Annotated in this window: 21 protein-coding genes and 4 tRNA genes; 12 read left to right on the top strand and 13 right to left on the bottom strand. The window is 74.1% G+C overall.

What is annotated here, in order from left to right:
• Position 1: 1 nt before the first annotated feature.
• The 8 genes from D0Z06_RS05375 to D0Z06_RS05340 all read right to left on the bottom strand — a co-directional run bounded on the left by D0Z06_RS05375 (position 2) and on the right by D0Z06_RS05340 (position 6,260).
• Complete coding sequence (locus D0Z06_RS05375) at positions 2-580, bottom strand: HIT family protein (protein ID WP_199522140.1); 579 nt, start codon at positions 578-580, stop codon at positions 2-4.
• The gene (gene thrS / locus D0Z06_RS05370; protein ID WP_117376325.1) at positions 577-2,634 is read right to left on the bottom strand and encodes a threonine--tRNA ligase; all 2,058 of its coding nucleotides are present in this window, start codon (positions 2,632-2,634) and stop codon (positions 577-579) included. Before thrS ends, D0Z06_RS05375 begins: the two co-directional genes overlap by 4 nt.
• A gap of 377 nt (positions 2,635-3,011) precedes the next feature.
• Complete coding sequence (locus tag D0Z06_RS05365; protein ID WP_117376416.1) at positions 3,012-3,587, bottom strand: MOSC N-terminal beta barrel domain-containing protein; 576 nt, start codon at positions 3,585-3,587, stop codon at positions 3,012-3,014.
• Between the two features lie 10 nt (positions 3,588-3,597).
• Positions 3,598-3,984 (bottom strand): HNH endonuclease, encoded by a 387-nt coding sequence (locus tag D0Z06_RS05360; RefSeq protein WP_117376324.1) that lies wholly within the window; start codon positions 3,982-3,984, stop codon positions 3,598-3,600.
• A gap of 86 nt (positions 3,985-4,070) precedes the next feature.
• Positions 4,071-4,142: transfer RNA gene (locus tag D0Z06_RS05355), tRNA-Val, on the bottom strand.
• A gap of 41 nt (positions 4,143-4,183) precedes the next feature.
• Positions 4,184-4,498, bottom strand: coding sequence for a PGPGW domain-containing protein (locus D0Z06_RS05350; RefSeq protein ID WP_233517461.1), 315 nt, complete (start codon positions 4,496-4,498; stop codon positions 4,184-4,186).
• A 173-nt stretch (positions 4,499-4,671) separates the two neighbouring features.
• Entirely contained in the window at positions 4,672-5,622 is a 951-nt protein-coding gene (locus D0Z06_RS05345; protein WP_117376322.1) for an anti-sigma factor, read from the bottom strand.
• Positions 5,619-6,260 (bottom strand): sigma-70 family RNA polymerase sigma factor, encoded by a 642-nt coding sequence (locus tag D0Z06_RS05340; RefSeq protein ID WP_117376415.1) that lies wholly within the window; start codon positions 6,258-6,260, stop codon positions 5,619-5,621. Before D0Z06_RS05340 ends, D0Z06_RS05345 begins: the two co-directional genes overlap by 4 nt.
• A gap of 125 nt (positions 6,261-6,385) precedes the next feature.
• Between D0Z06_RS05340 and D0Z06_RS05335 the strand changes: the two genes are divergently transcribed.
• The 4 genes from D0Z06_RS05335 (at position 6,386) to D0Z06_RS05320 (ending at position 7,206) form a co-directional block, all read left to right on the top strand.
• Positions 6,386-6,832: an SsgA family sporulation/cell division regulator gene (locus tag D0Z06_RS05335; protein ID WP_117376321.1), complete on the top strand. Its 447-nt coding sequence runs from the start codon at positions 6,386-6,388 to the stop codon at positions 6,830-6,832.
• Between the two features lie 70 nt (positions 6,833-6,902).
• A tRNA-Gly gene (locus D0Z06_RS05330) sits at positions 6,903-6,975 on the top strand.
• 41 nt (positions 6,976-7,016) lie between these two features.
• Positions 7,017-7,087, top strand: a tRNA-Cys gene (locus D0Z06_RS05325).
• Between the two features lie 47 nt (positions 7,088-7,134).
• Positions 7,135-7,206 (top strand) — tRNA-Val (locus D0Z06_RS05320).
• Positions 7,207-7,274: 68 nt separating this feature from the next.
• Here D0Z06_RS05320 and coaE read toward each other — a convergent pair.
• Complete coding sequence (gene coaE, locus D0Z06_RS05315; RefSeq protein WP_117376320.1) at positions 7,275-7,871, bottom strand: dephospho-CoA kinase; 597 nt, start codon at positions 7,869-7,871, stop codon at positions 7,275-7,277.
• 150 nt (positions 7,872-8,021) lie between these two features.
• On the opposite strand from coaE, the gene D0Z06_RS05310 reads away from it, so the two are divergent.
• Complete coding sequence (locus D0Z06_RS05310; protein WP_117376319.1) at positions 8,022-8,288, top strand: hypothetical protein; 267 nt, start codon at positions 8,022-8,024, stop codon at positions 8,286-8,288.
• A gap of 363 nt (positions 8,289-8,651) precedes the next feature.
• On the opposite strand, the gene rpsA is transcribed toward D0Z06_RS05310, so the two are convergent.
• A complete protein-coding gene (gene rpsA / locus D0Z06_RS05305; RefSeq protein WP_117376318.1) occupies positions 8,652-10,115 on the bottom strand; it encodes a 30S ribosomal protein S1 in 1,464 nt (487 codons plus the stop codon).
• Between the two features lie 216 nt (positions 10,116-10,331).
• On the opposite strand from rpsA, the gene D0Z06_RS05300 reads away from it, so the two are divergent.
• Complete coding sequence (locus D0Z06_RS05300; protein ID WP_117376317.1) at positions 10,332-11,180, top strand: class I SAM-dependent methyltransferase; 849 nt, start codon at positions 10,332-10,334, stop codon at positions 11,178-11,180.
• 71 nt (positions 11,181-11,251) lie between these two features.
• Here D0Z06_RS05300 and polA read toward each other — a convergent pair whose 3' ends face one another.
• Positions 11,252-13,993, bottom strand: a complete 2,742-nt coding sequence (gene polA / locus D0Z06_RS05295) for a DNA polymerase I (RefSeq protein WP_117376316.1) — start codon at positions 13,991-13,993, stop codon at positions 11,252-11,254.
• A 226-nt stretch (positions 13,994-14,219) separates the two neighbouring features.
• Here polA and D0Z06_RS05290 point away from each other — a divergent pair, with 226 nt between their 5' ends.
• Complete coding sequence (locus tag D0Z06_RS05290; RefSeq protein ID WP_117376315.1) at positions 14,220-14,624, top strand: PaaI family thioesterase; 405 nt, start codon at positions 14,220-14,222, stop codon at positions 14,622-14,624.
• A gap of 33 nt (positions 14,625-14,657) precedes the next feature.
• On the opposite strand, the gene D0Z06_RS05285 is transcribed toward D0Z06_RS05290, so the two are convergent.
• Entirely contained in the window at positions 14,658-15,302 is a 645-nt protein-coding gene (locus D0Z06_RS05285) for a GNAT family N-acetyltransferase (protein ID WP_158579886.1), read from the bottom strand.
• A gap of 241 nt (positions 15,303-15,543) precedes the next feature.
• Here D0Z06_RS05285 and D0Z06_RS05280 point away from each other — a divergent pair, with 241 nt between their 5' ends.
• The 5 genes from D0Z06_RS05280 to D0Z06_RS05260 all read left to right on the top strand — a co-directional run bounded on the left by D0Z06_RS05280 (position 15,544) and on the right by D0Z06_RS05260 (position 20,333).
• Positions 15,544-16,848 carry a branched-chain amino acid ABC transporter permease gene (locus D0Z06_RS05280; protein ID WP_233517460.1) on the top strand — a complete coding sequence of 435 codons (1,305 nt, stop codon included), beginning with the start codon at positions 15,544-15,546 and terminating at the stop codon, positions 16,846-16,848.
• Positions 16,849-16,851: 3 nt separating this feature from the next.
• Entirely contained in the window at positions 16,852-17,850 is a 999-nt protein-coding gene (locus D0Z06_RS05275; RefSeq protein WP_117376313.1) for a branched-chain amino acid ABC transporter permease, read from the top strand.
• Positions 17,840-18,868, top strand: coding sequence for an ABC transporter ATP-binding protein (locus D0Z06_RS05270; protein WP_117376312.1), 1,029 nt, complete (start codon positions 17,840-17,842; stop codon positions 18,866-18,868). Before D0Z06_RS05275 ends, D0Z06_RS05270 begins: the two co-directional genes overlap by 11 nt.
• Complete coding sequence (locus D0Z06_RS05265; RefSeq protein WP_199522138.1) at positions 18,865-19,761, top strand: ABC transporter ATP-binding protein; 897 nt, start codon at positions 18,865-18,867, stop codon at positions 19,759-19,761. The genes D0Z06_RS05270 and D0Z06_RS05265 overlap by 4 nt, the downstream gene beginning before the upstream one ends.
• 152 nt (positions 19,762-19,913) lie before the next feature.
• Positions 19,914-20,333: a DUF7712 family protein gene (locus D0Z06_RS05260; RefSeq protein WP_117376311.1), complete on the top strand. Its 420-nt coding sequence runs from the start codon at positions 19,914-19,916 to the stop codon at positions 20,331-20,333.
• A 140-nt stretch (positions 20,334-20,473) separates the two neighbouring features.
• Here D0Z06_RS05260 and D0Z06_RS05255 read toward each other — a convergent pair whose 3' ends face one another.
• Positions 20,474-21,808, bottom strand: a complete 1,335-nt coding sequence (locus D0Z06_RS05255; RefSeq protein ID WP_117376310.1) for an ABC transporter substrate-binding protein — start codon at positions 21,806-21,808, stop codon at positions 20,474-20,476.
• Positions 21,809-21,884: the final 76 nt, after the last annotated feature.

Genomic DNA, 21,884 nt, shown 5'->3' with positions numbered 1-21,884 from the left:
GTCAGACCCCCCGCGCCGGCCCGTCGCCGGACGGCCAGGAGGCGGCGAGCAGCGCCCGCGTCTCCCGGAGCACCTGCGGCAGCACCCGGGTCAGGCCGATGACCGGCATGAAGTTCGTGTCGCCGCCCCACCGGGGCACGGCGTGCTGGTGCAGGTGGTCGGCGATCCCGGCGCCGGCGACCGACCCCTGGTTCATCCCGATGTTGAAGCCGTGGGCCCCCGAGACCGCCCGGACCACCCGCATGGCGGTCTGGGTGAACTCGCCGAGCTCGGCGACCTCGTCGGTGGTCAGGTCGGTGTAGTCGGGCACGTGCCGGTACGGGACCAGCATCACGTGGCCGGCGTTGTACGGGTACAGGTTGAGGACGGCGAACACCCGCCGGCCACGCGCGACGACCAGGCCCTCCTCGTCGTCCATCCGAGGGATGAGGCAGAACGGGCAGTCGTGGACCCCCGTGGGCTTGTTCTCCCCCCGGATGTAGGCCATCCGGTACGGCGTCCACAGGTGCTCGAAGACCGCGGCCGGGCCCCCGTCGTCGCTGGGGACCTCGACGCGGTAGCTCTCCCCCGGCCCGGTCATCGCGCCCCCAGCGCCTCGGCGGTGGGATCGGTGTTGTGCCGCGCCGCCACCCAGCGCGCCACCGCATCGACGGCGTCGGCCACGGGGACGCCGTTGTGCTGGCTGCCGTCGCGGAACCGGAAGGACACCGCGCCGGCCTCGGCGTCCGTGGCCCCGGCGATGAGGACGAACGGCACGCGCTGTTTGCTGGCCGTGCGGATCTTCTTCTGCATGCGGTCGTCGGAGTCGTCGACCTCCACCCGGATGCCCCGTGACCGCAGCCGGAGCGCGACGTCGCGCAGGTAGGGCACCTGCTCGTCGGTGACCGGGATGCCCACCACCTGCACCGGCGCCAGCCAGGCCGGGAAGGCGCCGGCGTAGTGCTCGGTGAGGACCCCGAAGAAGCGCTCGATGGAGCCGAACAGGGCGCGGTGGATCATCACCGGGCGCTGCCGGCTGCCGTCGGCGGCGGTGTACTCGAGGCCGAAGCGCTCCGGCAGCATGAGGTCGACCTGGATGGTCGACATCTGCCAGGTCCGGCCGATCGCGTCGCGCGCCTGCACGGAGATCTTGGGCGCGTAGAACGCCGCGCCGCCCGGGTCGAGGACCAGCTCCAGGCCGCTGGCCTCGGCCGCCTCCCGCAGCGCGTCGGTCGCCCGCTCCCAGTCCTCGTCGCTGCCGATGGACTTCTCCGGGTCGCGGGTGGACAGCTCCAGGTAGAAGTCGGAGAGCCCGTAGTCGGCCAGCAGGTCGAGCACGAACTGCAGCAGCGAGCGGATCTCGGCCTGCATCTGCTCGGGCGTGCAGTAGATGTGCGCGTCGTCCTGGGTGAACCCGCGGGCCCGGGTCAGGCCGTGCACCACGCCGGACTTCTCGTAGCGGTACACCGTGCCGAACTCGAACAGCCGCAGCGGCAGCTCCTTGTACGACCGGCCGCGGGAACGGAACACCAGGTTGTGCATCGGGCAGTTCATCGGCTTGAGGTAGTAGTCCTGCCCCTGCCGCCGCACGGCCCCCTCGGCGTCGCGCTCCTCGTCGAGGTGCATCGCCGGGTACATGCCCTCCGCGTACCACTGCAGGTGGCCGGAGGTCTCGAACAGCTGCCCCTTGGTGATGTGCGGGGTGTTGACGAAGGAGTAGCCGGCCTCCTCGTGCCGCCGCCGGCTGTAGTCCTCCAGCTCCCGGCGGATGACGCCGCCCTTGGGGTGGAACACCGGCAGCCCGGAGCCGATCTCGTCGGGGAAGCTGAAGAGGTCGAGCTCGGCGCCCAGCCGGCGGTGGTCGCGCCGCTCGGCCTCGGCGACCTGCTCCAGGTACGCCTTGTGCGCCTCCCTGCTCTCCCACGCGGTGCCGTAGACCCGCTGCAGCTGCGGGTTCTTCTCGCTGCCGCGCCAGTAGGCCGCCGCGGACCGGGTGAGGCTGAACGCCGGGATGCTGCTGGTGCGGGGCACGTGCGGCCCGCGGCACAGGTCGGTCCAGACCCGCTCGCCGGTGCGCGCGTCGAGGTTGTCGTACATGGTCAGCGCGGCGCCGCCGACCTCCACGTCGGCGCCCTCGGCCGCCTCCCCGGCACCGCCCTTGAGGCCGATCAGCTCCAGCTTGTACGGCTCGTGCGCGAGCTCTGCCTCGGCGTCGGCGTCGGCGATCTCCCGCCGGGAGAACCGCTGGCCGGCCTTGACGATCTCCTGCATGCGCTTCTCCAGCGCCCGCAGGTCGTCGGGGGTGAAGGGCCGCTCGGGGTCGAAGTCGTAGTAGAACCCGTTCTCCACCGGCGGTCCGATGCCCAGCCGGGTTCCGGGGAACAGGTCCTGCACGGCCTGGGCCAGGACGTGCGCGGTCGAGTGCCGGATGACCGCCCGGCCCTCGGGGCTGGCCGCGGGCACCGGGTCGACCTCGGCCTCGGCCTCCGGGGCCCAGCCGAGGTCCCGGAGCTCGCCGGTGGCCAGGTCGCGGACCACCACCGCGCCGTCGGCGCCCTTGAGCGGCACCCCGGCGTCCTTGAGCGCCTGCTGCGCCGTGGTCCCGGCCGGCACCCGGATCGGGGCGGCGGCGGTGGACGGTGGCGGGGTGGACACGAGAGCGCTCCTGGGGACGGCGAGACGGACTCCCCGAGCCTAGTGCGCGGCGCCCCCCACCCCGGGACGACCGCCGGCCCGGCCTCGCCCGCCCCCCGCCGCTCGAGCACGTCGGTGACCCGCGCCGCGGTCGCCGGGCCGGCCGGGACGACCCGCACCGCGTCGGCGCCGATGTCGATCGCCGGCGGCACCGCCTCCGCGCGCGTCACCGCGACCCGCCCGCCGTCCCACCAGCACGTCGTCCCTGGCGACAAGGGTGATCCCGTCCGGGGGCTGCGCGGTGGCGGCGGGGGTCGGCGGCGGGTCGCCCGGCGCGGCCGACGGGGTCTGCCCGCACGCGGCGACCAGCAGCAGCGCCGGGACACCGGCCCGGCGCCTCACACCCCGTCGTCCTCGACGGCGGGATCGACGACGGGGTCGACGACGACGGGGTCGCCGACGGCCACGGTGCCCGGGCGCAGCACCTCGGCGTAGACGCCCAGGCAGTGCTTGGGCAACCGGCTCACCTCGAGCAGGGCACCACCGACCCGCAGCCTCCGGCCCACCCAGGCGCGCTCGTCGCCGCCGGCCCCCAGGGCCAGCACCAGGTTGGCGCGGGGGTCCTCGGCGGCGCAGCCCTCGGGCACCTCCCCGGCCGCGGCCCGGTCCAGCGCCCGCCGGGACACCAGGTGGACCGCGGCGCCCGCGGGGCCGGTGCGCGCCTCCAGCCGGACCGGCGCCCCGGCGAGGCCGCTGAGCGCGGCCGCGTCGCGGTCGGGGTCGCCGGAGGGGGCCAGGTCGTGCAGACCCGGGACGTCGCGGGCCTGCAGCGCGGCCCCGCTGGCGGCGTCGACGGGGACCCACGCGCGGTCGCCGGCCAGCCCGTCGGGGCCGAGCTCAGCGGCCGGCCGGCTGCTGCCCGCCAGCGACTTCACCGGGTAGACGACGACCCGTTCCACCGTGCCCGCCTGCACGGTGACCACGCTACGCACCGGCGGCGGCCGGGCCGCGGCGGCGCAACCGGCGCAGCTGCGCGTCGAGGTAGGGACGGGCGCGCCGCTGCCCACCGCGCTCGGCGATGGCGGCCGCGAGGCCCGCCAGCACGCGGCCCAGCCGCGCCTCGTCGGGGCACCAGCCCCGCCGGGTGCACTCCTCGAGCCACTCGACCGGCGCCGTGTGCCCGCGCGCGGCGTTGCACCGCCGGCAGGCGGCGACCTCGTTCTCCAGCCACGACGGGCCGCCCTTGACCCGCGGCACGACGTGCTCGGTCGTGGGCGCCACCGGCCCGGTCAGCTCCCGGCCGCACCAGATGCAGGTGGGACCGTCCCGCTCGGCGGCGGCGGCGAGCCGGGCGGCGCGGTCGAGGGCCATCGCCACCCATCCTCCCCCGCTCGGCGCGGCACCGCCCGCAGACGGCGGGAGGCCCGGGTCTCGACGACCCGGGCCTCCCGGTGCGGTGGGCGATACTGGGTTCGAACCAGTGACCTCTTCGGTGTGAACGAAGCGCTCTACCACTGAGCCAATCGCCCGGCTGCGGCTGCCATTGTGCCAGACGCAGTGTGCCAGACGCTCACCGCCAGAGCGGCACCCACCCCGGCACCCAGTCCGGCACACCGGTCATGTGGAGGGTGACCACCAGGACGCCGTAGACGAAGGCCGCGGTGCCGGCGCCGACCACCATGCGCACCCAGGACGGCTGCCGGCCGAGCCACTCCGTCCAGGCCCGCACGTGCCGCCGGGTGAAGTCGAGCAGCCGCTCGGCCCAGAAGAACTCGGAGGCCAGGACGAACAGCCCGGCGATGACGGTGAGCCAGCCCGGGCCGGGCAGCGGGATCGTGACCAGGCCCAGCGCGACGACCACTCCACCGACGACCCCCACGGCCACGCGGTAGGTGTGGTCCACCGCCCGCCGGGCGGCCAGCCACCGCCGCCAGCGGGTGCCGGCGATCCGCTCGCGCAGGCTGCGGATGCCGTCGTCGTCGAACCGCTCGCGCAGCTGCTCGGCGGTCTGGTGATGACGGCGCTCCCGCGCGGGGGGAACCTCGGTCTCCGGTGCGCTCAGCTGGTCACCTGCCCGGTCGCGACGATCTCCGTCGGGTCCGACGGAGCCTGCCGACCGGGCTCGAGGCTGATCCCGTACTCGGGGAAGGCGTCCAGACCGGTCGATGCCGAGCCTAATGTGTGCAGGTCCATCCGTGGTGTGACCACGTCGAACGTCCCCAGCGGGCGGGGGTCACCCGCCCCCATCCCCCACACCACGTAGGTCTGGGCGGCCTCGTCGTTGACCCGCAGGCCGTGGGTGACCACCTGCACGCGGTCCGGGCGCGCCACGACCGTGGCCAGCGGCCCGCCGTCGTCGTCCGAGAGGGACGCGATGGTCGCCTCCCCGGGGACCAGCAGCTGGTCGACGACGGCCGCCTGGCGGGCGGCGGCCGCGCGGGCGTCGTCCCGGGCGGTGCTGAGCACCACGATCCACGTGCCCAGCGCCAGGAGGGCCGCCACGGCGACCGCGGCCAGCGCGTTGGGCAGCACCCGCCGCCAGGGCGTCGGCGCCGCCGGCCGCGGCGACCCGGCCGGCAGCGGCGCCGGCAGGTACCCGGGGAACCCGGTGGCCGCCGGCGGGTCCTCCGGCGGCCGGGGCTCGTCGGGCTCGGGGGGCACCTCCCGCATCGCCGGGTGCGACGGGGGCGACGGGGACGGGGGCGACGGGGACGGGGACGACGGGGCCGCGACCGGCGGCGGGGTCAGCTGCCCGGTCTCCTCGACCGCGGCGCGCAGCCGGGTGCGCAGGGCCTCGGAGGGCCGGGCCTGCGGCAGGTCGGCGGACAGGGACGCCATCACCTCGGTGGCCTCCGTCACGGTCTCCCGGCAGCGCGGGCAGCCGGGCAGGTGCAGGCCGAAGCGGTCCTCGTCCTCCGGCTCCAGCGCGTGCAGCGCCCACCCGACGGCCAGCTCGTCGTACTCCTCGTGGCCCCCCGCGCGGTGCGCGGTACCCGGCGCCCCGGTCACCGGCCCGGCCCCTCGACCGGGGCGGCGCCGAGCGCACCGCCGGGGACGACGCCCGGCACGGCGCCGAGCTCCCGGCGCAGCCGCCGCATCCCGGCCAGCATCCGGGTCTTCACCGCCCCCAGCGGTGCGCCGGTCAGCGCCGCCACCTCCCGCTGGGTGTACCCGCCGTAGTAGGCGAGGGTCAGCGCCTCGCGCTGGGCGTCCGGGAGCGCGCCGAGCGCGTCGCGGACCCGCTCGGAGACCAGCCGCTGCCAGGCGTCGTCCGCCGCGTCCTGGGCGCCGACCGGCCGGGCGAGGGCCTGCTCGGCCCGCGCCCGGCGGCGGCGCTGGGACTCCTCGCGGCGGACGGCGTCGACGGCCCTGTGGTGCACCGTCGCCAGCAGCCACGAGGAGAAGCCGCCCTGGGCCTCGTCGTAGGCCGACGCGTCGCGCCAGAGGCCGACGAAGACCTCGTGCAGCACGTCCTCGGCGAGCGCGTCGTCGGCGAGGACCCGCCGGGCCAGCGCGAAGGCCCGCCGGCCGTACCGGTCGTAGAGGTCGTCGACCGCCGTCCGGTCACCGGCGCGCACCCGCAGGACGAGGGCGGCGTCCCCGGGGTCCTCCCCGGGACGCCGTGCCGGACGGCTCACGGCTCCCATCGTCACACGCCGGGTCCGCGACTGGCAGAGTCCGCGGTTCAGCCGGGTCGAGAACGGGCATCCAGGGTGCCCACAGGCGGAACAGACCGCAGGACTCCTCCGACAGGGAAGGTCGCGCAGGGATCATGGCCAGCCGCTCCACCCCCGGGTACACGTGCCCCACGACCCTCCACCTGATCGGTCCGCAGTCCTGGACGGAGGTGCCCGCGGTCCTCGGCTACGACGTCTCCGACCCGTACGCGGTGCGCATCACGTTCGGTGACGGCACCGAGGGTGACGAAGGCATCTGCTGGCTGGTGGCCCGGGACCTGCTGCAGGCCGGCCTCGAGCGGCCGGCCGGGGAGGGCGACGTCCGGCTGTGGCCGTCCCGGTCCACGGGCGACGTCCTCTTCCTGCACCTGCGCGCCCCCTCGGGGGAGGCGCTGTTCGAGGTGTCCCGCGCCGCCGTGGCCGGTTTCCTGCAGCTCACCGAGGCGGCCGTGCCCAGCGGCGAGGAGTCCGCCGTGCTCTCCGTCGACGACGAGCTGGCCGCCCTGCTGTCCGGCGGCGGGGCGGATCCCGGGGCCCGCTGACCCCCTCGGAGGGCCCCCCGTCGAACCCCCGTCGCAGGGTCGGGTATGGTTCTCCCCGTACGACAGCAACGCGGACGTGGCTCAGCTGGTAGAGCATCACCTTGCCAAGGTGAGGGTCGCGGGTTCGAATCCCGTCGTCCGCTCGGGACCTCGGGCGCTGGTCGCGAGACCGGCGCTCGTGTGCGGTGGAGTGGCCGAGAGGCGAGGCAACGGCCTGCAAAGCCGTCTACACGGGTTCAAATCCCGTCTCCACCTCGGCGCGCCGCCGACGCGGTGGAGCGCTCCGGCCGGCAGGCCGGGCCGGGCGATTGGCTCAGTGGTAGAGCGCTACCTTGACACGGTAGAGGTCACTGGTTCGAACCCAGTATCGCCCACCGCACCGGGAGGCCCGGGTCATCGCGACCCGGGCCTCCCGCCGTCTCCGGGCCTGCCCCGCCGGCGGTCAGCGCACCGCGGGCGCGACGCGTTCGCCCCAGAACCGGTCGACCTGCGCGGCGAGGTCCGCCAGCGACCCGCTGTTGTCCAGGACGACGTCGGCCACCGCACGCCGCTGCTCGTCGGTGGCCTGCGCGGAGATGCGGGCACGGGCGTCGGCCTCCGCCACCCCCCGCTCGGCCAGCCGGGCCAGCCGGGTCGCCAGGTCGGCCTCGACGACCAGCACGAGGTCGTAGGACGCCGCCTGACCGGTCTCCACGAGCAGCGGGACGTCCTGGACGACGACGGCGTCCGGCGGGGCGGCCGCGACGAGCTCGGCGGCGCGGGCCCGCACCAGCGGGTGCACGAGGCCGTCGAGGCGCTGCCGGGCCGCCGGGTCGGCGAAGACGAGGGCGGCGAGCGCCGGCCGGTCCAGGGCCCCGTCGGCGGTGAGGACCCCCTCACCGAACTCGGCGGCCACCGCCGCCAGGCCGGGGGTGCCCGGGGCGACCACCTCGCGCGCGAGGGCATCGGCGTCCACCACCCGGGCCCCGCGAGCGGCCAGCAGGCCGGCCACCGTGCTCTTCCCCGACCCGATCCCGCCGGTCAGCCCGATCCGCAGCATGCACGGACAGTAGCCAGCACGCCGGTCCCGATCACGGAGGGGTAACACCTGCCCGTCCAGCCCGGCGCGTCGCTCCAGTCACATGCGTCACCGGACCTAACTTCTGCCCCGGCGACCTCCCCGACGCCGAGAGAGGCAGGACCAGCCACCATGTCCGTCACGGCTCCCACGGCCCCCTCGTCGACCCCGGCCTCCCCCGGTCGCGGCCGGCACCGGATCGAGCGCTCGGGCGGGGTGCGGGTCACCGACCTGCCCGGTGTCCGAGCGCGGATGGAGCACAACGCCGCCGTCCGCCCCCGCAACGCCTTCCTGCGCTGGCTCTCGTCGGGTGTGCCGGCCGGCCGGCACACCTGGCAGTTCCTCGCCGGCTCCGGCGGCCGGCCGCGCAGCGCGTTCGCGATCATCCTCAGCCTCTGAAAGACCCCCTGCAGGACCCCCTGCCCCCCGCCACTCGCAGGCTCGCGGCGGGTCCTGCAGGGGGCCACTCGCCTCGCGCGCTCGGGGCGGGCCCCTGGACGGGGCCACTCCGCCGTGCCGGGAGCCGCTCCCCTCGCACGCGGTCACTCCCCTTCGCAGGCGGCCGGGCCTGCGGGGGGCTACGGGGCCCGCACAGGCGGCCGGGCCTGGCGGGTCCGACGGGGCCCCGTGGACGTCCTCGTCCGCGGGGCCCCGCACGTCCCTCCTCGGGGATGGGGGGGAACACGGGAGAGGCCCAGGACCCCTCGGGGTCCTGGGCCTCTCCGCGTCTCAGCGCGACGTCAGCCAGGCGTCAGCCCGGCGTCATTCACCGCCGGCGAGCTTGGCCCGCAGGGCGGCGAGTGCCTCGTCGCTGGCCAGCGTGCCACCGGAGGTGTCGCTGCTGGGCTCGGCCTCCCCGCTGGAGTAGCTGCCGCCGGCCGCGGCCTCGGCGTCGGCGGCGCGCGCCTCGGCGATCTGCTTCCGGTGCGCCTCGAAGCGGGCCTGGGCCTCGGCGTACTGCCGCTCCCAGGTCTCCCGGGCCTCCTCGTAGCCCTCGAGCCACTCGCCGGTCTCGGCGTCGAAGCCCTCGGGGTAGATGTAGTTGCCCTGCTCGTCGTAGGACGCGGCCATGCCGTAGGCGGCCGGGTCGAAGGTCTCCTCGTCGCCGACGACACCCTCGTTGGCCTGCTTGAGCGACAGCGAGATCCGGCGCCGGTCGAGGTCGATGTCGATGACCTTGACCAGGATCTCGTCGCCGACCTGGACGACCTGCTCCGGGATCTCCACGTGGCGCTCGGCCAGCTCGGAGATGTGCACCAGGCCCTCGATGCCCTCGTCGACGCGGACGAACGCACCGAAGGGCACCAGCTTGGTGACCTTGCCGGGCACGACCTGGCCGATCTGGTGGGTCCGGGCGAACTGGCGCCACGGGTCCTCCTGCGTCGCCTTCAGCGACAGCGAGACCCGCTCGCGGTCGAGGTCGACGTCGAGCACCTCGACGGTGACCTCCTGGCCCACCTCGACGACCTCGGACGGGTGGTCGATGTGCTTCCAGGACAGCTCGGAGACGTGCACCAGGCCGTCGACGCCGCCGAGGTCCACGAACGCACCGAAGTTGACGATCGAGGAGACGACGCCGGTGCGGACCTGGCCCTTGGCCAGCTTGTTGAGGAACTCGCTGCGGACCTCGGACTGGGTCTGCTCCAGCCACTGCCGCCGGGAGAGCACGACGTTGTTGCGGTTCTTGTCGAGCTCGATGATCTTCGCCTCGAGCTCGCGGCCCACGTAGGGCTGCAGGTCGCGGACGCGGCGCATCTCGACCAGCGAGGCGGGGAGGAACCCGCGCAGGCCGATGTCGAGGATGAGGCCACCCTTGACGACCTCGATGACGGTGCCGGTGACGACCTCGTCGGCTTCCTTCTTCGCCTCGATCGTGCCCCAGGCGCGCTCGTACTGGGCGCGCTTCTTGGACAGGATCAGGCGGCCCTCCTTGTCCTCCTTCTGGAGGACGAGGGCTTCCACCTCGTCGCCGACGCTGACGACCTCGTTGGGGTCGACGTCGTGCTTGATGGACAGCTCGCGCGAGGGGATGACGCCCTCGGTCTTGTAGCCGATGTCCAGCAGGACCTCGTCACGGTCGACCTTGACGATGACGCCTTCGACGATGTCGCCGTCGTTGAAGTACTTGATCGTCTGGTCGATCGCGGCGAGGAAGTCCTCCGCGGTGCCGATGTCGTTGACGGCGACCTGGGGGGTGCTGCTAGGACGGACCTGGGTGGAGGTCATGTGGTCGGGTGCTCCGGACGGGGGGTGCGTAGGGACAGGACGACCCGCGGCCGGGTGACCGCGGGTGGGCGGTGGAGAGCCGGCGCGCGCCGAACCCCGGTGGGTGCAGCACTGACAGACCTCTGGCGCATCCCCCATGGTACGGAGCCGCGGGGGGACGGGTCCACCTGGGGCGTCGGTCACCCCGGGCGTGCGGCGTGTCACGATCGGCGTGTCATGCCCCCCCACCCGCCACCACCGCTACCCCTCGGCCCCGACGGCTACCCGGCTCCCGGCGGCGTCGCCCGGCGCACGACGGGGACGGCGGAGTCCCGGCGCGCCAACCGGCGGTGGTGGGACGCCGCGGCACCGGCCTACCTCGCCGAGCACGGCCCCGACCTCGGGGACGTCGACTTCCTCTGGTGCCCGGAGGGCCTGCGGGAGTCGGAGGCGCACCTGCTCGGGGACGTCCGCGGCCGCCGCGTGCTCGAGGTGGGCTGCGGGTCCGCGCCCTGCGCCCGCTGGCTGCACCGGGCCGGAGCCGAGGTGGTCGCGCTGGACCTCTCCGCCGGGATGCTGGCCCGGGCTGCCGGTCTCAACCGGTCGACGGGGGTCCCCGTCCCGCTCGTGCAGGCCGACGTGGGCGCTCTGCCGGTGGCCGACGCGGCGTTCGACCTGGCGTGCTCGGCGTTCGGCGGCCTGCCGTTCGTGGCCGACGTGCGGGCGGCGCTGGCCGAGGTCGCGCGGGTGCTCCGCCCGGGCGGGCGCTTCGTCGCGTCGGTGAACCACCCGTTCCGCTGGCCGTTCCCCGACTCGCCCGACCCGCGGGACCTGCGGGTCGAGTCCTCCTACTTCGACCGCCGCCCCTACGTCGAGACCGACGACGAGGGGACGGCGGTCTACGTCGAGCACCACCGCACCGTCGGGGACTGGGTGCGGGCCGTCGTCGGCGCCGGCCTGGTGCTCGAGGACCTCGTCGAGCCGGAGTGGACGCCCGGCCGCACCCAGGAGTGGGGGCAGTGGTCACCCGGGCGGGGGGCGCTGGTCCCCGGGACGCTCGTCCTCGTCGCAGGGCGACGGACGTAACGGTCTGGCACGGCCGCCCCAGGTGCCGCCCTGGGCCCGCGAAGGGCGGGCCCCTGGGGCGAGGTCCTCCGTCAGTGCGCCGCGGCGTCCCAGCTGGCGCCCAGGCCGACGGAGACCTCCAGCGGCACGGACAGCTGCGCGGCGCCGGCCATCTCACGGCGGACCAGCGCCTCCAGCGCCTCCCGCTCGCCCGGAGCCACCTCCAGCACCAGCTCGTCGTGCACCTGCAGCAGCATCCGGGAGCGCAGCCCCTCGGCCTCGATGGCCCGCTCGACGCCCAGCATCGCGACCTTGATGACGTCGGCCGCCGAGCCCTGGATCGGGGCGTTGAGCGCCATCCGCTCGGCCATCTCCCGGCGCTGCCGGTTGTCGCTGGTGAGGTCGGGCAGGTAGCGGCGCCGGCCGAGCGTCGTCTCGGTGTAGCCGGTCTGCCGTGCGTCGTCGACCACGCCGTCGAGGTAGTCGCGGATCCCGCCGAAGCGCTCGAAGTAGGCCTGCATCTGGCCGCGCGCCTCCTCGGGGCTGATGCGCAGCTGCTGGGCCAGCCCGTAGGCCGACAGCCCGTAGGCCAGGCCGTAGCTCATCGCCTTGATCCGGCGGCGCATCTCCGGGTCGACCTCGGAGATCGGGATGTCGTAGGCCCGCGAGGCGACGAAGGAGTGCAGGTCCTCCCCCGACGTGAAGGCCTCGATCAGCCCCGCGTCACCGGAGAGGTGGGCCATGATCCGCATCTCGATCTGGCTGTAGTCGGCCGTCATCAGCGACTCGTAGCCTGCTCCGACGACGAAGGCCTGGCGGATCCGGCGACCCTCCGCCGTCCGGATGGGGATGTTCTGCAGGTTCGGGTCGGTCGAGGAGAGCCGGCCGGTCGCGGCGATCGTCTGCTGGAACGTGGTGTGGATGCGCCCGCCGTCGTCGACCATCGGGATCAGGCCGTCGATGACCGTGCGCAGCCGGGTCACGTCGCGGTGCCGGAGGAGGTGCTCGAGGAAGGGGTGCCCGGTCTGCGCGAGCAGCGAGGTGAGCGCCTCGGCGTCGGTGGTGTAGCCGGACTTGATCCGCTTGGTCTTCGGCAGCCCGAGCTCGTCGAAGAGCACCGCCTGCAGCTGCTTGGGCGACCCCAGGTTGACCTCGCGGCCGATCACGGCGTAGCACTCGGCCGCCGCGTCGGCGACGCCGTCGGCGAACTCCCGCTGCAGCTCCCGCAGGAAGTCCAGGTCGGCGGCGATCCCCCGGTGCTCCATCGCGGCCAGCACGCGGGTCAGCGGCAGCTCGATCGAGCCCAGCAGCGCGTCGCCACCGCGCTGCCCGAGCACGGACTCCAGTGCATCGGAGAGGTCGTTGACCGCGACGGCCTTGAGGACGTCGGCGTGCGCGGCCTCGCGGGCGACGTCCTCCTCCGACGGGCCCATCCCGTCGAGGGTGAGCTGGGCCTCCTCGGCGGTGGAGTCGACCAGCTCGCGGCGCAGGTACCGGACGGCCAGGTCGGCCAGGTCGAACGAGCGCTGCCCGGGCAGCGCCAGGTAGGCCGCCAGGGCGGTGTCGCTGACGATGCCGGCGAGGTCCCAGCCGCGCGCCCAGATCGCCAGGAGCGGCCCCTTGACCTCGTGCACCACCTTGGGTGCCGACGGGTCGGCCAGCCAGGCGGCCAGCGCCTGCTCGTCGCCGGTGTCGAGGTCCGGGCCGAGGTCGACGAAGGCGGTGTGGTCGTCGGCCGCGGCCAGGGCGAGGCCGGTCAGCTCACCGGTGCCCCGGCCCCAGCTGCCCCGGAAGACCACCCCGGTGCGGCTCGTGCGGGCGTGCGCGGCCAGCCAGTCGCCCAGGCCGCCGGCGGGCACGTCGTCCACCGTGACGTCGAAGCCGCCCTCGACCTCGGGCTCGGCGCTGCTCAGGGTCGCGAAGAGCCGGTCCCGCAGGACGCGGAACTGCAGGTTGTCGAAGAGCGTGTGCACCTCGTTGCGGTCCCAGGCGCGGACGGCGAGGTCCGCGGGGCCGAGGTCGAGCGGCACCGACCGGTCCAGCTCGGTGAGCCGGCGGTTCTGCAGGACCGCGGAGAGGTGCTCGCGCAGCTTCTCCCCGACCTTGCCCTTCACGGTGTCGACCCGGTCGACGAGCTGGTCGAGGGACCCGTACTCCCGCACCCACTTGGCCGCCGTCTTCTCGCCGACGCTGGGGATGCTGGGCAGGTTGTCGCTCGGGTCGCCGCGCAGCGCGGCGAAGTCGGGGTACTGCGCCGGGGACAGCCCGTACTTGGACTCGACCTCCTCGGGCGTGAACCGGGTCAGGTCGGAGACGCCCTTGCGCGGGTAGAGCACGGTGACGTGCTCGCCGACCAGCTGCAGCGCGTCGCGGTCGCCGGTGCAGATGAGCACGTCCATGCCCTGCTCGACCGCCTGCACCGTCAGGGTGGCGATGACGTCGTCGGCCTCGTAGCCCTCGGCGGTGATCACCGGGACGTGCAGGGCGCCCAGCACCTCCTGGATGAGGCTGACCTGGCCGCGGAAGTCGGTCGGGCTCTCGGCGCGGTTGGCCTTGTACTCGGCGTAGATCTCGCTGCGGAAGGTCTTCCGCCCCACGTCGAAGGCGACGGCGAGGTGGGTGGGCTGCTCGTCGCGCAGCACGTTGATCAGCATCGACGTGAAGCCGTAGACGGCGTTCGTGGGCTGCCCGGTCGTGGTGGAGAAGTTCTCCACCGGGAGGGCGAAGAACGCGCGGTAGGCCAGGGAGTGGCCGTCGAGCAGCAGCAGCCGCGGGCGCGCCCCGGCTCCTGCGGTCGGGGCGGCGGGGGCGGGGGCGGAGACCGAGGCGGACATCGGGGCTGATCCTAGAAGGACCCCGGTGCCCCCCCGACGCCCACGAGCTCGCGCCGGGCCCCTGCACCGGGGCCGGCACACGGCACGGGCACGCCCGACCCGGTGCCCCCCGACGCCCACGAGCTCGCGCCGGGCCCCTGCACCGGGGCCGGCACACGGCACGGGCACGCCCGACCCGGTGCAGGGGCCACCATGCGGCACGGGACCGCCTGGCTACCGTGCCCCCGTGTCCCTCACCCGCCCCGACTGGTTGCCGCCCGGACTCGTGAGCCCTCTGGACGAGAAGCTGGGTATCGAGATCCTCGACCACGACCCGGACCACCTCGTCGCCCGCATGCCGGTCGAGGGCAACCAGCAGCCGGCCGGGCTGCTGCACGGCGGCGCGACCTGCGCGCTGGTGGAGACGGTCGGGTCCTGGGCCGCGGCGATCGGCGCCGGGCCGGGCCGGCGGTGCGTGGGCGTGGAGCTCAACGTCAGCTACCTGCGGGCCGCGACGCGGGGCTGGGTGACCGCGGTCGCGACGCCGGCGCGGCGCGGGCGCACCCTCGCCACCTTCCAGGTCGAGGTCTCCGACGACGGGGGCCGGACGACGGCGACCGCCCGGCTCACCTGCCTGCTCGCCGACGCCTGAGCCGGCGGGCGGCACCTCCCGGGGAGATCCCGCTCAGGCCTCGGCCGCGGCACCGAGCACCGGCTGGACGCGGCTCACCGGCCGGCGGCGCAGCACCGGCCGCCGGGGCGGGGGCACGAGCACGCCGCCGCGCTGCCAGGCCGCCAGTGCGCGGGCCAGGGTCTCCCGAGGGACGATGCGCCGTGTGGTGAGCGGGGCGAACCCCATCCGCGAGAAGAAGCGCTGCCGCTCGGCCTCGTGGCCGCCGACCGACCCGACGACGTGGTCGGCGCCGACCTCCTCGGCATACCGGACGGCCGCACCGAGGAGCGCGGCACCGGCGCCGCAGCGCCGGTGGTCGCGGTGCACCACCAGGTTGTCCACGGTCACCTGCGCCACCCCGAGGACGACCGACAGCGGGTCCACCCCGAGGATCGCCAGCCCCACGACGGACTCCCCCGTCCCGGAGCCGCGCGCGACGTCCGCGCCCGGGAGGACGGCGAGCACCACCCGGTGCTCCGCGTCGGCGAGCAGGCGGCGGAACCCGGGGGCGGCGGCGGCTCCCGGCGTCTGGCCGGTGAGGACGCCCTCGGCATGCGCCTCGGACCGGTGCTGCCGCACCAGCGCCAGCACGGCGGCGAGGTCGTCGGGACGCGCCGCGCGCGTCGTGACGGGGGACCGAGCACCGGCTCCTGCCACAGAACCCTCCCTGGACGGTGGGCACAGCGTGCCGGGCGGATCGCCCTGCGTGACGGCGACGCGCCGCCGTGGTGCGCGCGGGGCGGGTGCGGTCATCTCTTCCAGGTCACATCTCGCCCTGTGGGAACCGTCGTAGGCCGCCGCTGGGTTACGGTCCTGCCCACTCAGACGCCAGGGAGGTCGAGTGACGCACGCGCACAACCGTGCCGGCAGGCGCGCCGGCAGAGGCGCGCCCTCGCACGTGGACGCCCGCCGCACCGGCACGGGAGGTGGACGGCGGGGGCCGCTGCGGCTGCTCCTGCTGGCCGTCCTGGCGGGGTCGTTCGCCCTGCTGGTCCCGGGCACGGCCGCCGCCGAGCCCGAGACTGCCGCCGAGTCGGTCTCCGGCACGTTCCGCACCAGCCTCAGCGGCCCCATCGAGGGCGTCGAGGTCACGGTCACCACCCCCGACGGCCAGGAGATCGGGACGACCGAGTCCGACGAGAACGGGCGCTGGTCGGTGGACCTCCCCGGGCCGGGCCAGTACACCGTCACCATCGACGAGGACGCCCTGCCCGAGGGCGTCACGCTCAACGGGGAGAACAGCCGGACCGTCACCGTCGACCCCGGCCGCGACCAGGGTGTGCTGATCGGGCTCAACGACGGCAGCCGGAATTCCGGCGGCGGCACGGTGCAGTGGATCCAGCTCTTCGTCGACGGGCTGCGCTTCGGGCTGCTCATCGCCATGGCCGCCATCGGCCTGTCGCTCATCTTCGGCACCACCGGCCTGACCAACTTCGCCCACGGCGAGCTGGTCACCATCGGCGCCATCGCGGCCTGGTTCATCAACGTCGAGGGCGGCGTGCCGCTGATCCCCGCCGCGCTCCTGGCGATGGTGGTGGGCGCCGGCATCGGCGCGCTCAACGAACTGGCCCTGTGGCGGCCGCTGCGCCGCCGCGGCACCGGGCTGGTCGCCGCGCTGGTCATCTCGATCGGGCTGTCGCTGCTGCTGCGCTACCTGTACCAGATCATCTACGGCGGCCGGTCCAACGCCTACGCCGACTACCGCGGCCAGCGGGCCGTCGACTACGGGCCGTTCACGATGACCAACGCCGACCTGGCCTCGATCGTCATCGCGCTGGTCGTGCTGCTCCTGGTCGCGGTCATGTTGCAGAAGACGAAGATCGGCAAGGCGATGCGTGCCGTCGCCGACAACCGCGACCTCGCCGCGTCCTCCGGGATCGACGTCAACCGCGTCATCCTCGTCGTCTGGATGATGGGCGGTGCGCTGGCCGCCCTCGGCGGCGTGCTGCTGGGCCTCTCCGACGAGGTGCAGTGGGACATGGGCTTCCGGCTGCTGCTGCTCATGTTCGCCGGCGTCACGCTCGGCGGGCTGGGGACGGCCTACGGCGCCCTCCTCGGGAGCATCGTCGTGGGGGTCTTCGTGCAGATGTCCACGCTGGTGATCCCCAACGACGTGAAGTACGTCGGCGGCCTGCTGCTGCTGATCGTCATCCTCATCGTGCGGCCGCAGGGGATCCTCGGCAGCCGGGCTCGGGTGGGCTGAACCGTGGCTGAACTCATCGACGCCTTCGCGATCGCCCTCAAGGCGGCGATCGGCTTCCAGGCGGTCTTCCTGGCGCTGCTGGCCCTCGGCCTCAACATCCAGTTCGGCTACACCGGGCTGCTCAACTTCGGCCAGATCGCGTTCGCGCTGCTCGGCGGCTACGGCATCGCGATCTCGGTCTCCCAGTGGGGCCTGCCGTTCTGGGTGGGCGTGGTCATCGGCCTCGCTGCCGCGGTCCTGCTCGCCCTCCTGCTCGGCATCCCGACCCTGCGGTTGCGCGCCGACTACCTGGCCATCGCCACCATCGCCACGGCCGAGGGCCTGCGACTGCTCTTCCGGTCGGTGTCGGCCACCCCGGTCACCAACGGCACGCGCGGCCTGTCCGGCTTCAACCAGGACTTCATCGCGCTCGCCCCCTGGGACACCGCCGAGCGCTACGACCTGCTCGGCACCCGCTGGAGCGGCGCCGACCTGTGGGTGGCGCTGGTCGGGTGGGTCCTGGTGGCGCTGACCTGCCTGCTGACCTGGCTGCTCGTGCGCAGCCCCTGGGGTCGCGTCGTCAAGTCCATCCGCGAGGACGAGGACGCCGTGCGCGCGCTGGGCAAGAACGTCTACGTGTACAAGATGCAGGCCCTGGTGCTCGGCGGCGTGCTCGGCGCCCTCGGCGGCATGGTCTACGCCGTCGGCACCGGGTCGGCCACCCCGGACCAGTACCAGAACGCCAACACCTTCCTGGCCTACGCCGCGCTCATCCTCGGCGGGGCGGCACGCGTGCTGGGTCCCGTCGTGGGGGCCATGCTGATGTACTTCATCATCCAGTTCGCCGACACGGGGCTCCGGACGCTGATCAGCAACGGGGTCATCCCGGAGGACCTGCTCTCGGCCACCGACGTGGCCCAGATCCGGTTCGTGCTCATCGGGCTCGGGCTGATCCTGCTGCTGGTCTTCCGCCCCCAGGGCATCTTCGGCGACCGACGAGAGGTGATGCTCGATGCCCGCTGACCCGACCCCGCACGGCGCCACCGCCGCAGGAGCCGGCGCCCCCGCCTCGCTCGGCAAGGGCGCTGCCCCGCAGCGGCTGGCCCAGGCCGCGCTGCGCGACGTCCCCTGGGAGGTCGGCGTCGCCAAGCCCGACGCGGCCATCGTCGTGGACGACGTCACCCGCACCTTCGGAGGGCTGACGGCCGTCGCCGTCGACCACCTGGAGATCCAGCGCGGCGGCATCACCGGCCTCATCGGGCCCAACGGTGCCGGCAAGACGACGCTGTTCAACCTGCTCACCGGGTTCGACCAGCCCGACAGCGGCACCTGGTCGTTCAACGGCCGCCCGCTGGGCAAGCTGTCCCCGCACCGGGTCTCCCGGCTGGGCGTCGTCCGCACCTTCCAGCTGACCAAGGCGCTGTCCCGGCTGACCGTGCTGCAGAACATGCTGCTCGGCGCCCAGGGGCAGAAGGGCGAGGGCTTCTTCCGCGCCCTGGTCCCCGGCGTGTGGCGCTCCCAGGAGCGGGAGAACACCGAGAAGGCGTTGGAGCTGCTGCGGCGCTTCAAGCTCGACGCGAAGAAGGACGACTTCGCGGGCACCCTCTCCGGCGGGCAGCGCAAGCTCCTCGAGATGGCGCGCGCGCTCATGACCGACCCCGAGGTCGTCATGCTCGACGAGCCGATGGCCGGGGTGAACCCGGCGCTCACGCAGAGCCTGCTCGGCCACGTCAAGGACCTGCGCGAGCAGGGCATGACGGTGATCTTCGTCGAGCACGACATGGACGTCGTCCGCGACATCAGCGACTGGGTGGTCGTCATGGCCTCCGGCAAGGTGATCGCCGAGGGCCCGCCCGAGTCGATCAGCCAGAACCAGGCCGTGGTCGACGCCTACCTCGGCGCCCACCACGACGCGCCGCTGACCGTGGACGAGGAGGACCGGGTGCTCGCCGAGGCGGAGCGCTCGATCGCGCAGGAGGAGGGCACCGGCGGGGACGTCATCGACCCCGAGCGCCGGCCCCGGCACGGAGGGCAGCGATGACCGACCCGCGGCACAGCACCGACCCCGCTCTGGAGTTCGACCGACCGGTCGACGCCGGGGACGACACCGACGCGGGCACGACCCGCGCGGGGACCGCAGGGGCGCCCGCGGGCACCCTGTCCCCCGCCGAGAAGGCCGCCACCCGCGAGGAGCACCTGCGCCTCGCCGAGGGCGCCCTCGTCCGGGCCGACGACCTCGTGGCCGGGTACGTCCCGGGCGTCAACATCCTGCGCGGGTGCGACTTCTACCTGCAGGAGGGTGAGCTCGTCGGCATCATCGGCCCCAACGGCGCCGGCAAGTCGACGCTGCTCAAGACCATCTTCGGGCTCATCCCGGTCCGCTCGGGCGCGGTCTCCCTGCGCGGCGAGGACATCACCTCGGCCCCGGCGCACCGACTGGTGTCGCTGGGCGTGGGCTACGTGCCGCAGAACAACAACGTGTTCCCCTCGCTGACCATCGAGGAGAACATGCAGATGGGCGCCTACCTGCGGCCCAAGGTGTTCAAGGAGCGGTTCTCCTACGTCTCCGACCTCTTCCCCATGCTCGGGGAGCGGCGCAGCACCAAGGCCGGGTCGCTGTCCGGCGGCGAGCGGCAGATGGTGGCCATGGGGCGGGCTCTGATGATGGAGCCCTCGGTGCTGCTGCTCGACGAGCCGTCCGCCGGCCTGTCACCGGCCTACCAGGACGAGGTGTTCATCCGCTGCCGGCGGATCAACGCCACCGGGGTGTCGATCATCATGGTCGAGCAGAACGCGCGGCGGTGCCTGCAGATCTGCGACCGCGGCTACGTGCTCGACCAGGGCCGCAACGCCTACACCGACACCGGGGAGTCGCTGATGCACGACCCGAAGGTCATCGAGCTCTACCTGGGGACCCTGGCCAAGGCCCGCTGAAGGAGGGATCCCCTCGCCCCCCACCGCTCGCAGGCCCGCGGCGGGGCCCTGCGACGGGGGCCGGGCGGGCCCCGCAGGCCCGGCCGGCGTCGCCCACGACGGCGCCCCGCTCCTCCACGGGAGCGGGGCGCCGTCGTGGGTAGGGGCCGGGGATGAACTGGACCTGGGACCTGCGCTCCCGTGACGGCGGCATGAACGGCCTCGAGCACGCGCGCGCCCTCACCGCCGGCGGCTTCTCCCGCGTGCTGGTCCACGCCGCGCCGGCGGCCCTCGCCGTGCGCGTGACCGCCGACGACGACACCGTCGTGGCGCGGGGGGACGCCGACCGCACCGGGGACTACTCCCCCCTCACCCTGCTGGAGCTCCGCGACGGCGGGGTGCAGCGCAGCGAGGTGTGGCCCGACGACCGGATGCACGGCCTGCCGGTGGTCCTGCCCGGTGGCGAGGTCGGCGTCCTGACCGCCTGGGAGCACGCGCCCGACCGCAGCTGGTGGCGCTGGTCGGTCGAGTTCTCCAACCACGTCGGCCGGCCCGCCGACTGGGCCCCCGACGGGCAGCGGCTGCAGCGCTGACCGACCTCGCGGACCGCGGGCGCCCGGCACCGGCGCCTCGTCGGACGGGCGGCACGGGACAGCACAGCGGCCCGGCACCTGCTGGTGCCGGGCCGCTGCGTGGTGTCCTCAGCGGGGGCTCGGGGCCCCGCCGGAGGGGATCAACGCGCCGGGCCGATGCCCTGCGAGTTGAGCCCCTCGATGATCCGCGCGGACTCCTCGAAGCCGATCACCACGATGGCGTCGGGGTTGAGGTCCACCATCTGCTGGACCTCGGAGTCGTAGTTCGCGGCCTGCGGGTCGTAGGTCAGGTACTCGATGCTGTCCTCGGAGAGCCCGCTGTCGATCAGGTTCTGGCGGAGGTTCTCGGCCAGCCCGGTCCCGTACGGGTCGTTGAGGGCCAGGATCCCGACGGTGTTGTTGCCGTCCTCGATGACGAGGTCGGCCAGGGCCCGGGCCTGCAGCGTGTCCGGCGGGGCGGTGCGGAAGTACAGCCCGTTGTCGTTGTAGTCGGTGAACTGGTCCGACGTGTTGGCCGGGGAGAACTGCAGGACGCCTGCGCCGGTGATCCGGTCGATCACGGTGAGGCTCACGCCCGAGGACGCCGCCCCGATGATCGCGTCGACGTTGGCCTGCAGCAGCCGGTCGACGGTCTGGGTGGCGGTGTCGGTCGAGGCGTCACCGGAGTCACCCTCGACCAGCTCCACCGGCAGGCCGAGCACCCCGCCGGCGTCGTTGATCTCCTGGACGGCCAGGCGGGCGCCGGCGACCTCGGGCGGGCCGAGGAAGGCCAGGTTCCCGGTCAGCGGCAGGAGCGTGCCGATCACCAGCGGGTTGTCCGCCGTGGTGCCGGGAGCCGCGGGCGCCGGGCCCTCGTCGGTGGCGGCGTTGGCCTCGTCCCCGGCGATCTCGTAGGTGGTCTGCGTCTCGTCGAGCTGGTTGTCCTCGCCGAACTGCAGGATCCCGAAGCTGGCCTGGGCCGGCTCACCGGGCTCGGTGAAGCTCAGGGGCCCGGAGACGCCGTCGTAGTCCGGGTTGCCCCCGTTGTTGATGATGTCCAGGCAGGCGCTGAAGCTGTCGCAGGCCTCACCGCCGAACGTCACGCCGTTCACGTACGGCGCGAAGTCCGGCGCCTGCGTGCTGCCGGCCAGCTGGGCGGCCAGCGCGGTGATGATGATGGCGTCGTAGGTCTCGGCCGAGTAGTTGAAGTCCTGCAGGTTCGGGTCGATGGCGAGCAGCCGGTCCTGGAACTCGGTGCCGAGGTCGGTGAGCGGCGTCGTGCCGCGCATGCCGGCCAGCGCGCCGTCCGTGGAGAAGGACTCCCCGAGCGCGTTGCCCATGTTGCCGTCACTGCCGTAGACGTTGACCTGCTTCTCGCCGCTGTCTCCGCCACCGCCGGCCGAGCCACCACCCTCGTCGTCGCCGCCACAGGCGGTCAGGACGAGCAGGGCGGCGGCCGAGACCGCGGCGCTCCGGGCGAGGATGCCAGTGCGCATCAAGCAACTCCCACTGTTGTGTCGTGGTGCACGAGGCCGGCCTCCGAGGGGACCGGCCCGGTCAGTGGGGGGACGT

Source organism: Geodermatophilus marinus (genome assembly GCF_003428645.1).
Lineage (GTDB): Bacteria > Actinomycetota > Actinomycetes > Mycobacteriales > Geodermatophilaceae > Geodermatophilus.
The sequence above is the reverse complement of the archived record's forward strand: the minus strand, read 5'-3'. Positions and strand labels throughout refer to the sequence as shown.

What these genes read in the sequence shown, in the direction of transcription:
- D0Z06_RS05270 (WP_117376312.1), top strand. Translation starts at nt 17,840, where the DNA reads ATGCCCGCTGACCCGACCCCGCACGGCGCCACCGCCGCAGGAGCCGGC.
- D0Z06_RS05335 (WP_117376321.1), top strand. Translation starts at nt 6,386, where the DNA reads ATGGCCAGCCGCTCCACCCCCGGGTACACGTGCCCCACGACCCTCCAC.
- D0Z06_RS05260 (WP_117376311.1), top strand. Translation starts at nt 19,914, where the DNA reads ATGAACTGGACCTGGGACCTGCGCTCCCGTGACGGCGGCATGAACGGC.
- D0Z06_RS05300 (WP_117376317.1), top strand. Translation starts at nt 10,332, where the DNA reads ATGCCCCCCCACCCGCCACCACCGCTACCCCTCGGCCCCGACGGCTAC.
- D0Z06_RS05340 (WP_117376415.1), bottom strand. Translation starts at nt 6,260, where the DNA reads ATGGGAGCCGTGAGCCGTCCGGCACGGCGTCCCGGGGAGGACCCCGGG.
- D0Z06_RS05310 (WP_117376319.1), top strand. Translation starts at nt 8,022, where the DNA reads ATGTCCGTCACGGCTCCCACGGCCCCCTCGTCGACCCCGGCCTCCCCC.
- polA (WP_117376316.1), bottom strand. Translation starts at nt 13,993, where the DNA reads ATGTCCGCCTCGGTCTCCGCCCCCGCCCCCGCCGCCCCGACCGCAGGA.
- D0Z06_RS05360 (WP_117376324.1), bottom strand. Translation starts at nt 3,984, where the DNA reads ATGGCCCTCGACCGCGCCGCCCGGCTCGCCGCCGCCGCCGAGCGGGAC.
- coaE (WP_117376320.1), bottom strand. Translation starts at nt 7,871, where the DNA reads ATGCTGCGGATCGGGCTGACCGGCGGGATCGGGTCGGGGAAGAGCACG.
- rpsA (WP_117376318.1), bottom strand. Translation starts at nt 10,115, where the DNA reads ATGACCTCCACCCAGGTCCGTCCTAGCAGCACCCCCCAGGTCGCCGTC.
- D0Z06_RS05265 (WP_199522138.1), top strand. Translation starts at nt 18,865, where the DNA reads ATGACCGACCCGCGGCACAGCACCGACCCCGCTCTGGAGTTCGACCGA.
- D0Z06_RS05375 (WP_199522140.1), bottom strand. Translation starts at nt 580, where the DNA reads ATGACCGGGCCGGGGGAGAGCTACCGCGTCGAGGTCCCCAGCGACGAC.
- D0Z06_RS05255 (WP_117376310.1), bottom strand. Translation starts at nt 21,808, where the DNA reads ATGCGCACTGGCATCCTCGCCCGGAGCGCCGCGGTCTCGGCCGCCGCC.